Consider the following 15,890-nt stretch of genomic DNA (forward strand, 5'->3'; position numbering starts at 1 on the left):
AGCGCTCTTACCGGGCCGAAGCGAGTTGAGAGAAGGCGGTGCCGAGCCACTGCTGCACGCCATGCATCGTGGCGGCAGAGGTGTCGAGGAACGGTTGCGGGTAGACGCCGAGGTAAACCAGCAGCACCGCAAGGCCGAGCACCATGATCAGTTCGCGACCGTCCATGCCACGCAACACTTCATCCGACTTGGCCGGACCGAAGTAGGCGCGGTGGATCATGATCAGCGAGTAGACCGAACCGAACACCAGGCCGGACGTGGCAATCGCCGTGATCCATGGCGCGCTGACGAACGAGCCGATCAGGATCAGGAACTCGCCGACGAAGTTGCCGGTACCCGGCAGGCCCAGGGAAGCGGCCGCGAAGAACAGGCTGATGGCTGGCAGGTAGGCGATGCGCGACCAGATGCCGCCCATCTCACGCATGTCCCGGGTGTGCAGGCGCTCGTACAACTGACCGCTGAGGATAAACAGTGCGGCGGCCGACAGGCCGTGGGCGAGCATCTGGATCACCGCGCCTTGCAGGGCCAGCTGGCTGCCGGAGTAGATCCCGATCAGCACGAAGCCCATGTGCGAAACGCTGGAAAAGGCGATCAGGCGCTTGATGTCGCTCTGGGCGAACGCCAGGAACGCACCGTAGAAAATCCCGATCAGGCCCAGGGTCATGGCAATCGGCGCGAACTCGGCCGAGGCATTGGGGAACAGCGGCAGGGCGAAGCGCAACAGGCCGTAGGCCGCCGTCTTCAGCAGGATACCCGCCAGGTCCACGGAACCGGCGGTCGGCGCCTGGGCGTGGGCGTCCGGCAGCCAGGAGTGGAACGGCACCACCGGCAGCTTCACCGCAAAGGCGATGAAGAAACCGAGCATCAGCACGTACTCGGTGGTCTTGGACATCTGCACTTTCAACAGGTCGGCGTAGTTGAAGGTAATCACGCCAGTGTTGTTGAAGTTCACCAGGACCAGGCCAAGGATCGCCACCAACATGATCAGGCCGGAAGCCTGGGTGAAGATGAAGAACTTGGTCGCCGCGTAGATCCGGGTTTTCTTTCCGTCCGAAGAACTGTGACCCCAGAGCGCGATGAGGAAGTACATCGGCACCAGCATCATTTCCCAGAAGAAGAAGAACATGAACAGGTCCAGCGCCAGGAACACGCCGACGACGCCGCCCAGGATCCACATCAGGTTCAGGTGGAAGAAACCGACGTGACGCTGGATCTCTTTCCAGGAGCAGAGCACCGAGAGGATACCCAGCAGGCCGGTCAGCAGGATCATCAGCAGCGACAGGCCGTCGAGGGCCAGGTGCACGCTGATGCCGAAGCGCGCGATCCAGGCGTGCTTGAACTCAAGCGCCCAGGTCGGATCGGCGCCAGGGGCCGGTGCAAATGAATAGTCACCGGTCGCCCACAGCCAGAGGCCGAGCGCGAGTTCCAGGGACATGGTCAGCAGCGCAATCCAGCGCGGGAGCGTGGAGCTGGAGCGCTCCGCGATCCAGCACAGCAGGCCGCCGATGAAGGGGATCAGGATTAGCCAGGGCAGAATCATGACGGGCTCGTTTCCTTTCGCAAGTTCGCAAGGTTCATATCAGACCGCTACCAGCACGATGGCGCCGATAACCAGCACGGCGCCAGCCGCCATGGAAGCCGCATACCAACGCAGTTGACCGGTCTCGGTACGGCTCAGGGCAGTGTGGCCGCCCTTGGCCATGCGCGGGATCAGGCCAATGGTCTGGTCGAGCGGGTCTTTGCGCAGAATGTGGCTGATCGCAAGGTATGGCTTGACGAACAGTTTGTCGTAGATCCAGTCGAAGCCCCAGGCGGCGAACCACCAGGCCGAGAGGAAACGCCCGATGCCGCTGTTGGCGATTGCCGTGACGAAGCGACGCTTGCCGAGGAACAGCAGGGCAGCCAGCAGGATACCCGCCAGGGCGATGGCGCCCGAGGCGATTTCCAGGCTGTGCTTGGCTTCGCCGCCGGCATGGCCGACGCTTTGCGGCAGCACATCGGCCAGCGGTGGGGTGATCATGGCGCCGACGAAGGTCGACAGCACGATCAGCACCGACAGCGGCAGCCAGTGGGCAATGCCGTGGCCGGCGTGGGCTTCGGTCTTGGCTTCACCGTGGAACGCGATGAAGATCAGGCGGAAGGTGTACAGCGAGGTCATGAACGCACCCACCAGGCCCGCGTAGAGCAGACCCTGGTTACCGCTGGCGAACGCTTCCCAGAGGATCTCGTCCTTGGAGTAGAAACCGGCGGTGACCAGGGGCAGGGCCGCCAGGGCCGCGCCGCCGACGATGAAGCTGGTGTAGGCCAACGGCAGTTTTTTCCACAGGCCGCCCATCTTGAAGATGTTCTGCTCGTGGTGGCAGGCAACGATCACCGCACCGGAGGCAAGGAACAGCAGCGCCTTGAAGAAGGCGTGGGTCATCAGGTGGAAGATAGCGCCTTCCCAGGCACCGACGCCCAGGGCCAGGAACATGTAGCCGATCTGGCTCATGGTCGAGTAGGCGAGGATGCGCTTGATGTCGGTCTGCACCAGGGCGGCAAAACCGGCCAGCACCAGGGTCACACCGCCGACGATGCCGACCAGGTGCAGGATGTCCGGCGCCAGGGCGAACAGGCCGTGGGTACGGGCGATCAGGTAGACACCGGCGGTCACCATGGTCGCGGCGTGGATCAGTGCCGAGACCGGTGTAGGGCCGGCCATCGCGTCCGCCAACCAGGTTTGCAGCGGCAGTTGCGCGGATTTACCGACGGCGCCGCCCAGCAGCATCAGGGTCGCCAGGACGATCCAGAAGTCACCGACCTTGAAGTGCTCGGGTGCCTTGACCAGCAGTTCCTGGATGTTCAGCGTACCCAGTTGCTGGAACAGGATGAACAGGCCGATGGCCATGAACACGTCGCCGATGCGGGTGACGATGAACGCCTTGAGCGCGGCGTTACCGTTGTTGCGGTTGCTGTAGTAGAAACCGATCAACAGGTACGAGCACAGGCCCACGCCTTCCCAGCCGAAGTACAGGAACAACAGGTTATCGCCGAGCACCAGGAACAGCATGCTGGCGATGAACAGGTTGGTGTAGGCGAAGAAGCGCGAGTAACCGGCTTCACCGCGCATGTACCAGGAGGCGAACAGGTGGATCAGGAAACCCACGCCGACCACCACGCCGAGCATGGTCACCGACAGGCCGTCCAGGTACAGGGCGAAGGTCGGCGTGAAGCCTTCCACCGCCATCCATTGCCACAACACCTGCACGTAACGGCCACCTTCCGGTGGGGCGACGTTGAATTGCCAGATCACATAGGCCGTGACGATGGCGGACAGGCCGATGGAGCCCACGCCCACCAATGCCGACAGGTTTTCCGACCAGCGTCCACGGGAGAACGACAGCAGCAGGAAACCGACAAGGGGAAATATGAAAGTCAGGAAGAGAAGGTTCATCCGCGCATCTCGCTGGCAGCGTCAATATCGAGAGTGTGGAAGCGGCGATACAGCTGCAACAGGATCGCCAGGCCGATACTGGCCTCGGCGGCTGCCAGGCTGATCACCAGGATGAACATGATCTGTCCATCCGGTTGCGCCCAGCGAGCGCCCGCGACGATGAAGGCCAGGGCGGAGGCATTCATCATGACCTCCAGGCTCATCAGCACGAACAGGATGTTGCGGCGGACCATCAGGCCGACCAGACCGAGGCAGAACAGGATGCCGGCAACCGCCAGGCCATGTTCGAGAGGGATAGCAGGCATGTGATTACTCCTTCGCCTCGTTACGGCCCAAATGGAACGCCGTGACGGCTGCGGCAAGCAGCAGCATCGAGGCGAGTTCGACCACCAGCAGGTACGGGCCGAACAGGCTGATGCCCACGGCCTTGGCGTCTACGGTAGTGTGGCCGATGGCCTGGCCGCTCTGGTGAGCGAACAGCACATACAGCAGTTCACCCAGCAGCAGGGCGGACAGGATCACCGGCCCCGCCCAGATGCCGGGCTTGAGCCAGGTGCGTTCCTGCTGCACCGCGGCCGGGCCGAGGTTGAGCATCATCACCACGAACACGAACAGCACCATGATGGCGCCGGCGTAGGCGATCACTTCCAGGGCACCGGCGAACGGCGCGCCGAGGGCGAAGAAGGTCATGGCCACGGCGATCAGCGAAATGATCAGGTAGAGCAGGGCGTGCACGGGGTTGGTGTTGGTGACCACACGAAGCGTGGACACCACCGCGATACCCGATGCGAAATAGAAAGCGAATTCCATCTTTCTTCCTTAAGGCAGCAAGCTCTTCACGTTGATCGGTTCGGCTTCGTTCTGCGCGGCGCCTTTTGGCTTACCGGCAATGGCCATACCTGCAACACGATAGAAGTTGTAATCAGGGTTTTTACCGGGACCGGAAATCAGCAGATCTTCTTTCTCGTACACCAGGTCCTGACGTTTGAACTCGGCCATTTCGAAATCCGGCGTGAGCTGGATCGCGGTGGTCGGGCACGCTTCCTCGCAGAGGCCGCAGAAAATGCAGCGCGAGAAGTTGATGCGGAAGAAGTCCGGGTACCAGCGACCGTCTTCGGTTTCAGCTTTCTGCAGCGAGATGCAACCCACCGGGCACGCCACGGCGCACAGGTTGCAGGCCACGCAGCGTTCTTCGCCGTCGGGGTCGCGGGTCAGGACGATGCGGCCACGGTAGCGGGGCGCTAGATAGACCGGCTCTTCCGGGTATTGCAGGGTGTCGCGTTTGCGAAAGCCATGGCCGAAGATCATGACCAGGCTTCGCAGTTGGGTACCGGTACCCTTAACGATGTCGCCAATATATTTGAACATGGGTCAAATCCTCACTGAACCGCGGCCGCAGGCGCGTTCATCAAAACGATCGCAGCGGTCACCAGCATGTTGATCAGGGTCAGCGGCAGGCAGAATTTCCAGCTGAAGTCCATCACCTGGTCGTAGCGTGGGCGCGGGATCGAGGCGCGCAGCAGGACGAACAGCATGATGAAGAACGCGGTCTTCAGGGCGAACCAGACGAAGGACAGTTGCGGCAGGATGCCGAACGGACCGTGCCAGCCACCGAAGAACAGCGTTACCAGCAGTGCCGAGATCAGGATGATGCCGATGTATTCACCGACGAAGAACATGCCCCACTTCATGCCGGCATATTCAATGTGGTAACCGTCGGCCAGTTCCTGCTCCGCTTCCGGCTGGTCGAAGGGGTGACGGTGAGTCACGGCCACGCCAGCGATGAAGAAGGTACAGAAACCGAAGAACTGCGGAATGATGAACCACAGGTTCTGGGCCTGGTACTCGACGATGTCGCGCATGTTGAACGAGCCGGCCTGGATCACGATGCCCATGAGCGCCAGGCCCATGAACACTTCGTAGGACACGGTCTGGGCCGAGGCCCGCAGGCTGCCCAGCAGGGCAAACTTGTTGTTGCTCGACCAACCGGCGAACAGCACCGCGTACACCGACAGGCCGGCCATGGCGAAGAAGAACAGCAGGCCGATGTTCAGGTCCGCCACGCCCCAGGTCGGGGTGATCGGGATGATCGCGAAGGCGATCAGCAAGGCGCTCATGGCCACGATCGGCGCCAGGGTGAAGATCACCTTGTCGGCAAACGGTGGTGTCCAGTCTTCCTTGAAGAACATCTTGATCATGTCGGCGGCGATCTGGAACATGCCGAACGGGCCGACGCGGTTCGGACCGTAGCGGTCCTGCCACCAGCCCAGCAGGCGACGTTCGACGAAGCTCAGCAACGCGCCGCAAACCACCACGGCCAGCAGGATCACGATGGCCTTGAGGACCGTCAGGATCACAGCGATCACTTCAGGGGTGAACCAGCTCATTGCGCTGCCTCCTGCAGACCGTCGACAGTCTTGCCGAAAATCGCCGGTGGAATACCCGCCAGGCCAGCCGGCAGGGCCACCAGGCCGGCGCCCAGTTCTTCATTGATGCGCAGCGGCAGACGCAGGGTCTGGCCGGCCACGTTCAGGCTCAGCAGGGCGCCGTCGTTGACGCCCAGGCGATCGGCTTCCGACTTGGCCAGCGACACGTAGGCGGCGGGGATGCGTTCCTGCACCGGTGCGGCTTTGGAAGAGTTCTCTTCGCTGCCGAACAAGTGATGGAACGGCACGACCTGCCAGGTGCCCGGTGCCGGGTTGAAGGCGCGTGGCACGCTGGCGAACCAGCCCAGGCCATCGCCCTGGCTTTCGATCAGGCGGGTGCCCGGGTCACCGGCACGCAGGTGTCCACCGACTTCGTCCTGGAACTTGTTCCAGGCTTGCGGCGAGTTCCAGCCCGGCGACCAGGCGAACGGCACTTGCGAGCGCGGTTCGGCGGAGCCCGAGTAACCTTCCATGGAGAACGAGAACGCGGTGTCCTTGTCCTGGGAAGTCCGGGGTTCGTGGACACTGATGTTGGCGCGCATCGCGGTGCGACCGGAGTAGCGCAGCGGTTCGCGGGCCAGCTTCAGGCCCTTGATGCGGAACGCGGCCGATGGCGCGGCATCGACGATGCGAGCCAGTTGCGGGCTGCTCGACGCGACGGCGGCGGTGACGTGGTCCAGTTGCGTCCAGTCGATCGGCTGGTCCAGCAGGGTGGCGCGCAGGGCATGCAGCCAGCGCCAGCCTTCATGGACCAGGATGCTGGCGTCCAGGTAAGTCGGGTCGAACACCTGGAAGAAGCGCTGGGCGCGACCTTCCTGGCTGACCAGCGTACCGTCGCCTTCGGCGAAGCTCGCCGCCGGCAGCACCAGGTGGGCGCGGTCGGTGGTGGCGGTTTTCTGATGGTCGGCGACGATCACAACCTTGGCGGCGTTCAACGCGGCATCGACCTTGGCCTTGTCAGTGCGGGTGAACAGGTCGTTCTCCAGCACGACGATGGCGTCGGCGTTGCCGTCGATCACGGCTTGCAGGGCTGCATCGACGGATTCGCCACCGAGCATGGCCAGGCCGAGGCTGTTGGCTTCCGGCACGATCAGGCTGATGGAACCGTTCTTCTCCCGCAGCTTCAAGGCCTTGGCGATGTTGGCGGCGGCTTCGATCAGCGCCTTGGAACCCAGGGAGGTGCCGGCGATGATCAAGGGGCGCTTGGCCGCCAGCAGGGCGTCGGCGATGCGTTGGGCGAGGGCGGCCGCTTCGCTGTCCAGGCCGTCGACGGCCGGGGCGCTGGCGTCCAGGGCGTGGGCCACGGCGAAACCGATGCGGGCCAGGTCGTCCGGGGCGGCGTGGACGCATTCTTCGGCCACGTCGTCGAGCTTGGTTTCAGCGAGGCTGGCGATGAACAGCGGGTTCAGCGCGTCCTGGCCGATGTTCTTCACGGCGGCGTCGAGCCATGGCTGCACGCGCATGGCGTCGGCCATGGCCTCGGCCTTGCCCTTGACCGACTGGCGCAGGGCCAGGGCCATGCGGGCGGCGGTTTGGGTCAGGTCTTCGCCAAGGACGAACACCGCGTCGTGGTCTTCGATGTCGCGCATCGTCGGCACCGGCAGCGGGCTGTCCTTGAGCACTTGCAGCACCAGGCGGATGCGTTCCAGCTCGCCGGCTTCGATGCCGCTGTAGAAGTGCTCGGCGCCGACCAGCTCACGCAGGGCGTAGTTGCTTTCCAGGCTGGCGCGAGGCGAACCGATGCCGACAATGTTGCGACCGCGCAGCAGCTCGGCGGCCTTGTCCAGGGCCTCGTCCAGGCTCAGCGTGGCGCCGCCCGCCAGCAGCGGCTGGCGTGGGCGATCCTTGCGATTGACATAGCCGTAGCCGAAACGGCCACGGTCGCACAGGAAGTACTGGTTGACCGAACCGTTGTAGCGGTTTTCGATGCGACGCAGTTCGCCGTAGCGTTCGCCCGGGGAAATGTTGCAACCGCTGGAGCAGCCATGGCAGATGCTCGGCGAGAACTGCATGTCCCACTTGCGATTGTAGCGCTCGGAGTGGGTCTTGTCGGTGAACACACCGGTCGGGCAGACCTCGGTGAGGTTGCCGGAGAATTCGCTTTCCAGGGTGCCGTCTTCAACGCGACCGAAGTACACGTTGTCGTGGGCGCCGAACACGCCCAGGTCGGTGCCGCCGGCGTAGTCCTTGTAGAAACGCACGCAACGGTAGCAGGCGATGCAGCGGTTCATCTCGTGGGAGATGAACGGGCCCAGTTGCTGGTTCTGGTGGGTACGCTTGGTGAAGCGATAACGGCGCTCGTTGTGACCGGTCATCACGGTCATGTCTTGCAGGTGGCAGTGGCCGCCTTCCTCACAAACCGGGCAGTCGTGAGGGTGGTTGGTCATCAGCCATTCGACGACGCTGGCGCGAAACACTTTCGCTTCTTCGTCGTCGATGGAGATCCAGCTGCCGTCGGTGGCGGGGGTCATGCAGGACATGACGATCCGACCACGCTTGTCGTTTTCGTCGGTGTACTGCTTGACCGCGCACTGGCGACAAGCGCCAACGCTGCCAAGGGCGGGGTGCCAGCAGAAATAAGGGATGTCGAGGCCCAGCGACAGACATGCCTGTAACAGGTTGTCTGCGCCATCGACTTCGAGCTCTTTGCCGTCTACGTGGATAGTGGCCATGGTTCAAAGTTCTTCGTTGGCCCGGTGTCAGCGGGCGTGGCTAATGGAATCTTGTCGTTCGTCCGAATCCAAACAGCCTGGTAAAAGGCGTCATCGGACGAAAGGCGCAGGGCACGGACCCTGCGCCTTTTTAAGCGTCGTTACGCGCCGACCATGGTCGGCGTGACCACCTGATTAAGGTCGCCCGCGCGGGTTGGCGCGATGCCGGCCTCGAATTCAGGGCGGAAGTATTTGATCGCGCTGCCCAACGGCTCCACGGCACCCGGTGCGTGAGCACAGAAGGTCTTGCCTGGGCCGAGGAAACCCACCAGACCCAGCAGGGTCTCGATGTCGCCGGGCTGGCCTTCTCCGTTCTCGATGGCCATCAGCAGCTTGACGCTCCAGGGCAGGCCGTCGCGGCAAGGGGTGCAGAAACCGCAGGATTCGCGCGCGAAGAACTGCTCCATGTTGCGCAGCAGCGAGACCATGTTGACGCTGTCGTCCACCGCCATGGCCAGGCCGGTGCCCATGCGGGTGCCGACCTTGGCGATGCCGCCGGCGTACATTTGCGCGTCCAGGTGTTCCGGCAACAGGAAGCCGGTACCGGCGCCGCCAGGCTGCCAGCACTTGAGCGTGTAGCCGTCGCGCATGCCGCCGGCGTAGTCCTCGAACAACTCGCGACCGGTGACGCCGAATGGCAATTCCCACAGGCCAGGGTTCTTGACCTTGCCGGAGAAGCCCATGAGCTTGGTGCCCATGTCTTCGCTGCCGTCGCGGGCCAGGGATTTGTACCAGTCCACGCCGTCGGCGATGATCGCCGGCACGTTGCACAGGGTCTCGACGTTGTTCACGCAGGTCGGCTTGCCCCACACGCCGACGGCGGCAGGGAAGGGCGGCTTGGAGCGTGGGTTGGCGCGGCGGCCTTCCAGGGAGTTGATCAGCGCGGTTTCTTCACCGCAGATGTAGCGCCCGGCACCGGTGTGGACGAACAGCTCGAAGTCGAAGCCTGAGCCCAGGATGTTCTTGCCCAACAGGCCGGCGGCCTTGGCTTCTTCCACGGCACGGTTCAGGTGCTTGGCGGCGGTGGTGTACTCGCCGCGCAGGAAGATGTAGCCACGGTAGGTCTTCAGCGCACGGGCGCTGATCAGCATGCCTTCGATCAGCAGATGGGGCAGTTGCTCCATCAGCATGCGGTCCTTCCAGGTGTTGGGTTCCATTTCATCCGCGTTGCACAGCAGGTAGCGGATGTTGATGGATTCGTCCTTGGGCATCAGGCCCCACTTCACCCCGGTGGGGAAGCCCGCGCCACCACGGCCCTTGAGGCCGGCGTCTTTCACGGTCTGGACGATGTCGTCGCCGGCCATGTCGGCGAACGCCTTGCGCGCGGCGGCGTAGCCGTTCTTGGCCTGGTATTCGTCCAGCCACACCGCTTCGCCGTCGTCACGCAGACGCCAGGTCAGGGGATGGGTTTCGGCCGAACGCTGGATGCGGTTGGCGGGCCCGAAGGAAGTCAGGGTCATACGTAGCCCTCCAGCAGTTTGGCGACGCCGTCAGGCTTGACGTCACCGAAGGTGTCGTCGTCGATCATCAACGCCGGTGCCTTGTCGCAGTTGCCCAGGCAGCACACCGGCAGCAGCGTGAAGCGGCCGTCGGCGGTGGTCTGGCCCAGGCCGATGCCCAGTTTGCTCTGGATCTCGCCGACCACCGATTCGTGGCCGCCGATGTAGCAGACCATGCTGTCGCAGACACGAATGATGTGACGGCCGACTGGCTGGCGGAAAATCTGGCTGTAGAAGGTGGCTACGCCCTCGACGTCACTGGCCGGGATGCCGAGGATCTCGCCGATGGCGTAGAGCGCGCCATCAGGCACCCAGCCACGTTCCTTCTGGACGATCTTCAGGGCTTCGATCGACGCCGCGCGCGGGTCTTCGTAGTGATGCAGCTCGTGCTCGATGGCCGAGCGCTCGGTTTCGCTCAGGGCGAAACGGTCAGTCTGGATAAGCGTGCTGTTCATGCTTAGCGGTCCACGTCGGCCATAACGAAATCGATACTACCCAGGTACGCGATCAAGTCCGCGACCATGCTGCCTTTGATCACCGAAGGGATCTGCTGCAGGTGCGGGTAGCTTGGGGTACGAATCCGGGTGCGGTAGCTCATGGTGCCGCCATCGCTCGTCAGGTAATAACTGTTGATGCCCTTGGTCGCTTCGATCATCTGGAAGGATTCGTTGGCCGGCATGACCGGGCCCCACGAAACCTGCAGGAAGTGCGTGATCAGGGTCTCGATGTGCTGCAGCGTGCGCTCCTTGGGCGGCGGCGTGGTCAGCGGGTGATCCGCCTTGTACGGGCCTTCCGGCATGTTGCGCAGGCACTGGTCGATGATCTTGATGCTCTGGCGCATTTCCTCGACGCGGACCATGCAGCGGTCGTAGGCGTCACCGTTGGCCGCCAGCGGAACTTCGAACTCGAAGTTCTCGTAGCCGGAATACGGACGCGCCTTGCGCAGGTCGAAGTCGCAACCGGTGGAACGCAGGCCGGCACCGGTGACGCCCCATTCCAGGGCCTCCTTGGTGTTGTAGGCGGCGACGCCGATGGTACGACCCTTGAGGATGCTGTTCTGCAGGGCTGCCTTGGTGTATTCGTCCAGGCGCTTGGGCATCCACTCGACGAAGTCCTTGACCAGTTTCTCCCAGCCGCGGGGCAGGTCATGGGCCACGCCACCGATGCGGTACCAGGCCGGGTGCAGGCGGAAGCCGGTGATGGCTTCGATCACCGTGTACGCGCGCTGGCGGTCGGTGAAGGTGAAGAACACCGGGGTCATCGCGCCGACGTCCTGGATATAGGTGCCCAGGAACAGCAGGTGGCTGGTGATGCGGAAGAACTCGGCCATCATGATGCGGATGACATCGACCCGGTCCGGCACCTTGATCCCGGCGAGTTTCTCGACCGAGAGCACGTACGGCAGGTTGTTCATCACGCCGCCGAGGTAGTCGATGCGGTCGGTGTACGGAATGTAGCTGTGCCAGGACTGGCGCTCGGCCATTTTCTCGGCGCCACGGTGGTGGTAGCCGATGTCAGGCACGCAGTCGACGATCTCCTCGCCGTCCAGCTGCAGGATGATGCGGAAGGCACCGTGGGCCGAAGGGTGGTTCGGGCCCAGGTTGAGGAACATGTAGTCCTCGTTGGCGCCCGAACGCTTCATGCCCCAGTCTTCAGGCTTGAAGCGCGCGGCTTCTTCCTCGAGCTGTTGCTTGGCCAGGGACAGGCTGAACGGGTCGAACTCGGTGGCACGGGCCGGGAAGTCCTTGCGCAGCGGGTGACCTTCCCAGGTCGGCGGCATCATGATGCGGGTCAGGTGCGGGTGGCCGGGGAAATCGATCCCGTACATGTCCCACACTTCACGCTCGTACCAGTTGGCGTTCGGCCAGATGCCGGTCACGGTCGGCACGCTGAGGTCGCTCTCGGACAAGGCGACCTTGATCATTACGTCACTATTACGCTCGATCGACATCAAGTGATAGAACACGGTGAAGTCGACGCCGTCGGGCAGCCCTTGACGCTTGGTGCGCAGGCGCTCGTCCACGCCGTGCAGGTCATAGAGCATGACGTACGGCTTGGGCAGGTTGCGCAGGAAGGTCAGGACTTCGACGAGCTTGGCACGGGCAACCCAAAGCACCGGCATGCCGGTGCGGGTCGGCTGGGCGGTGAACGCCTCGGGGCCAAAACGGTTGTTCAGTTCGACGACCACATCCTGGTCGTCTGCCTTGTAAGGCGGGATGTACAGAGCACTGCCTGTAGTCATGGTTATTTATCGCTTTCGGTCAACGTAAAGAATGAAGCCAGGTTCTCGTTTCTTGTACAGAGCAGAGCTGGATCAGACTTCGTCGGGGCTGCGCAGGTTGGTGACTGCGATACGCTGTTCGCGGCGCTGTTCCTTTTGCGACGGCATCTCGGCGCGATAGACGCCTTGATCGCCAACGACCCAGGACAGTGGGCGACGCTCCTGGCCAATCGACTCCTGCAACAGCATCAAGCCTTGCAGGAACGCTTCAGGGCGAGGTGGGCAGCCAGGCACGTAGACGTCCACGGGCAGAAATTTGTCCACGCCTTGAACGACGGAATAGATGTCGTACATGCCACCGGAGTTGGCGCACGAACCCATGGAGATGACCCACTTGGGTTCGAGCATTTGCTCGTAGAGACGCTGGATGATCGGCGCCATCTTGATGAAGCAGGTACCGGCGATAACCATGAAATCCGCCTGGCGCGGCGATGCCCGGATCACCTCGGCGCCAAAGCGCGCGATGTCGTGGGGCGCCGTGAAGGCGGTGGTCATTTCCACGTAGCAGCACGAAAGGCCGAAGTTGTACGGCCACAGGGAGTTCTTGCGACCCCAGTTGACCGTGCTGTTCAGCACGTCTTCGAGCTTGCCCATGAAGATGTTCTTGTGGACTTGATCTTCTAACGGATCGGCGACGGTTTCCCGCTTGCCAATCGGATACTGCTCGTTAGGAGCATCGGGGTCGATCCTGGTGAGATTGTATTGCATTGCCAAAGCCTCATTGTTTCAGCTTCGCTTGCCGCTTGCGCCGAGCTTCCGGAGCCCAATCAAGTGCCCCCACCCGGTAAAGGTAGACAAGACCTGCCAACAGAATTGCTATGAAAACGAGAGCTTCGACGAATCCGGTCCAGCCGCTTTCGCGGACGGACACAGACCATGCAAAGAGAAAGAGGGCTTCGATATCGAAGATCACGAACAGCATCGCGACCAGATAGAATTTGGCTGAGAGCCGCAAGCGGGCGCCACCGGTAGGTAGCATGCCGGACTCGAACGGTTCATTTTTGCTGCGGCCCCAGGCTTTTGACCCAAGCAGGCTCGACACGCCGAGCATGAAAGCACACAGGCCAACAACGCCCAGAAGGAAAATGGCAAAGCCCCAGTTGTGGGCCATGAGTCCTGTCGCTTCGGACATGCTGGAAATCCTTAACAGAGAGCAAAGGTCTCTGAGCTTGAATGAAATAACGCAGTGACGATATGTCGCAGCAATCAATCGCGGTGATTTTATGGCTAAACACCGGGCAAGTAAAATTCCTATAGCGAAATTATTTATTGGAATAAGGACATAGCGCGCCTCCATGACCCCGCAGCCCCGGCGGGGCGGGCATTGACCCGTTATTCAACAATTATATTTCGTGCAGGTTGTAACAAAGAAAGCCTCAGCTAAATGATAATTATTATTGTTTGGCGTGGCTTTTGATCAATGCTGCGCCGCAGTGGCTGAGAACTTTTCTTACATGCTCGTTAACTGCAGTTGTCAGCGCCGGCCGTTTTACTCTTTTTCAGACTGCCTGATACTGCGTTCGATCAATTTTTTTGTCTTTCCTGTAGGAACGCTTCCTTAAGGCTTGTCTGAATCTTGTGGCGAGGGAGCTTGCTCCCGCTTGAGCGCGAAGCGCTCACAAAAAGGCTGCTGGGCAGCCAGCGGGAGCAAGCTCCCTCGCCACGGAATCATTTCATGCGACTACATTGCTGCCAAAGCATAGGCAAAAAAAAGCCCCGAACCAGTCGGGGCGTCAGATCGTCGGCTTTGCGGTTAGCTTTTATTCGGTCCGCAAGGGCCGTTTAGCTCAGGATCAGTGGAACTGTTCTTCTTCGGTGGAGCCGGTCAGTGCGGTCACCGACGAAGTGCCGCCCTGGATCACGGTGGTCATGTCGTCGAAGTAGCCGGTGCCCACTTCCTGCTGGTGAGCCACGAAGGTGTAGCCCTTGGCGGCGTCAGCGAACTCCTGCTCTTGCAGCTTCACGTAGGCAGTCATGTCGTTGCGGGCGTAGTCGTGCGCCAGGTTGAACATGCTGTGCCACATGTTGTGAATGCCGGCCAGGGTGATGAACTGGTGCTTGTAGCCCATGGCGGACAGTTCGCGCTGGAACTTGGCGATGGTCGCGTCGTCCAGGTTTTTCTTCCAGTTGAAGGAAGGCGAGCAGTTGTACGACAGCAGTTGGTCCGGGTATTCCTTCTTGATCGCTTCGGCGAAACGGCGGGCTTCGTCCAGGTCCGGCTTGGCGGTTTCGCACCAGATCAGGTCGGCGTACGGCGCATAGGCCAGGCCGCGGGCGATGGCTTGGTCGAGACCGGCGCGCACTTTGTAGAAGCCTTCCTGGGTACGGGTGCCGGTGACGAACGGCTGGTCGTACGGGTCGCAGTCCGAGGTCAGCAGGTCGGCGGCGTTGGCGTCGGTACGGGCCAGGATGATGGTCGGTACACCGGCAACGTCGGCGGCCAGGCGGGCAGCGGTCAGCTTCTGCACGGCTTCCTGGGTCGGCACCAGGACCTTGCCGCCCATGTGGCCGCATTTCTTCACCGAAGCCAGTTGGTCTTCGAAGTGAACGCCAGCGGCGCCTGCCTCGATCATGCTCTTCATCAGCTCGTAGGCGTTCAGGACACCGCCGAAACCGGCTTCAGCGTCAGCCACGATCGGTGCGAAGTAGTCGATGTAGCCTTCGTCGCCGGGGTTCTTGCCGGCTTTCCACTGGATCTGGTCGGCGCGACGGAACGAGTTGTTGATGCGCTTGACCACGGTTGGAACCGAGTCCACCGGGTACAGCGACTGGTCGGGGTACATCGACTCGGCGGAGTTGTTGTCCGCGGCCACTTGCCAGCCCGACAGGTAGATCGCCTGGATGCCGGCCTTGACTTGCTGTACAGCCTGGCCGCCGGTCAGGGCGCCCATGCAGTTGACGAAATCTTTCTCGGGACGGAAGGCTGGCTTGGCGCCCTGGGTGACCAGGTTCCAGAGCTTCTCGGCGCCCATCTTCGCAAAGGTGTGCTCAGGTTGAACCGAGCCACGCAGACGGACGACGTCAGCAGCGGAATAATTGCGCTTCACGCCTTTCCAGCGCGGGTTTTCAGCCCAGTCTTTTTCAAGGGCTGCAATTTGCTGTTCGCGTGTCAGTGCCATGGAGATAAACCTCGTCGCATAGGTCTTGGTGGAAAATTCCGGCTCCTGCCGACCAGGGGGCTGGCGTACAAGTCGGTTCAGGCGGGGTGGCGACGGGATGAACGATGGGCTCGAGGGGAAAGTGAGCAGGTAGGGGCGAACTGCGGGCGCATTCGGGCGTCGTGGGCCTTTCATACGAACTCAGAGTGATGCCGGGTTACCTAGTTACGCTTCCGTCCCTCGGGACAACTTCGTTCCAGTCGCAACCTCGTCAAACACACCTTGTGGGCGGTACAGACACGAATCGGCTCGCAGGGTAGTTGCAAGCGTCGACCCGAAGGCCCTTGCCAGGGCCCCTGATTAGCGGGAGCGAGGCCATCATGCCTTCGGTTTTTTGCCTCGTCAAACGTTTTGTAGTGCTTTTTTTATGGCACTACATCTT

At 62.1% G+C, this 15,890-nt stretch carries 13 protein-coding genes; all 13 read right to left on the reverse strand.

The genetic code is table 11. From position 1 onward, the window contains the following. Positions 1 to 7: 7 nt before the first annotated feature. The 13 genes from nuoM to aceA all read right to left on the reverse strand — a co-directional run bounded on the left by nuoM (position 8) and on the right by aceA (position 15,469). Entirely contained in the window at positions 8 to 1,540 is a 1,533-nt protein-coding gene (nuoM, locus tag M1D99_RS10575; protein ID WP_411387052.1) for an NADH-quinone oxidoreductase subunit M, read from the reverse strand. A 39-nt stretch (positions 1,541 to 1,579) separates the two neighbouring features. Further along, the gene (gene nuoL, locus M1D99_RS10580; protein ID WP_458131746.1) at positions 1,580 to 3,433 is read right to left on the reverse strand and encodes an NADH-quinone oxidoreductase subunit L; all 1,854 of its coding nucleotides are present in this window, start codon (positions 3,431 to 3,433) and stop codon (positions 1,580 to 1,582) included. Then, positions 3,430 to 3,738, reverse strand: coding sequence for an NADH-quinone oxidoreductase subunit NuoK (nuoK, locus tag M1D99_RS10585; protein WP_003180046.1), 309 nt, complete (start codon positions 3,736 to 3,738; stop codon positions 3,430 to 3,432). Before nuoK ends, nuoL begins: the two co-directional genes overlap by 4 nt. Before the next feature lie 4 nt (positions 3,739 to 3,742). Further along, positions 3,743 to 4,243 carry an NADH-quinone oxidoreductase subunit J gene (gene nuoJ, locus M1D99_RS10590; protein WP_053123215.1) on the reverse strand — a complete coding sequence of 167 codons (501 nt, stop codon included), beginning with the start codon at positions 4,241 to 4,243 and terminating at the stop codon, positions 3,743 to 3,745. A gap of 9 nt (positions 4,244 to 4,252) precedes the next feature. Further along, a complete protein-coding gene (nuoI, locus tag M1D99_RS10595; protein ID WP_003180051.1) occupies positions 4,253 to 4,801 on the reverse strand; it encodes an NADH-quinone oxidoreductase subunit NuoI in 549 nt (182 codons plus the stop codon). A gap of 11 nt (positions 4,802 to 4,812) precedes the next feature. Continuing rightward, a complete protein-coding gene (gene nuoH / locus M1D99_RS10600) occupies positions 4,813 to 5,820 on the reverse strand; it encodes an NADH-quinone oxidoreductase subunit NuoH (RefSeq protein WP_053123213.1) in 1,008 nt (335 codons plus the stop codon). Then, on the reverse strand, positions 5,817 to 8,531 hold the full coding sequence (gene nuoG / locus M1D99_RS10605; RefSeq protein ID WP_186709764.1) for an NADH-quinone oxidoreductase subunit NuoG: 2,715 nt from the start codon (positions 8,529 to 8,531) through the stop codon (positions 5,817 to 5,819). The genes nuoH and nuoG overlap by 4 nt, the downstream gene beginning before the upstream one ends. A 140-nt stretch (positions 8,532 to 8,671) precedes the next feature. Continuing rightward, on the reverse strand, positions 8,672 to 10,030 hold the full coding sequence (gene nuoF / locus M1D99_RS10610) for an NADH-quinone oxidoreductase subunit NuoF (RefSeq protein WP_053123209.1): 1,359 nt from the start codon (positions 10,028 to 10,030) through the stop codon (positions 8,672 to 8,674). Continuing rightward, positions 10,027 to 10,524, reverse strand: coding sequence for an NADH-quinone oxidoreductase subunit NuoE (gene nuoE, locus M1D99_RS10615; RefSeq protein ID WP_186709765.1), 498 nt, complete (start codon positions 10,522 to 10,524; stop codon positions 10,027 to 10,029). Before nuoE ends, nuoF begins: the two co-directional genes overlap by 4 nt. A 2-nt stretch (positions 10,525 to 10,526) precedes the next feature. Further along, positions 10,527 to 12,311, reverse strand: coding sequence for an NADH-quinone oxidoreductase subunit C/D (nuoC, locus tag M1D99_RS10620; RefSeq protein ID WP_186730309.1), 1,785 nt, complete (start codon positions 12,309 to 12,311; stop codon positions 10,527 to 10,529). Positions 12,312 to 12,383: 72 nt separating this feature from the next. Further along, entirely contained in the window at positions 12,384 to 13,058 is a 675-nt protein-coding gene (locus M1D99_RS10625) for a NuoB/complex I 20 kDa subunit family protein (RefSeq protein WP_030141322.1), read from the reverse strand. Between the two features lie 10 nt (positions 13,059 to 13,068). After that, positions 13,069 to 13,482, reverse strand: coding sequence for an NADH-quinone oxidoreductase subunit A (locus M1D99_RS10630; RefSeq protein WP_003203367.1), 414 nt, complete (start codon positions 13,480 to 13,482; stop codon positions 13,069 to 13,071). A 661-nt stretch (positions 13,483 to 14,143) separates the two neighbouring features. Beyond that, positions 14,144 to 15,469: an isocitrate lyase gene (aceA, locus tag M1D99_RS10635; RefSeq protein ID WP_014337679.1), complete on the reverse strand. Its 1,326-nt coding sequence runs from the start codon at positions 15,467 to 15,469 to the stop codon at positions 14,144 to 14,146. Positions 15,470 to 15,890 lie beyond the last annotated feature (421 nt).

Source organism: Pseudomonas sp. R3-41, assembly GCF_054161485.1.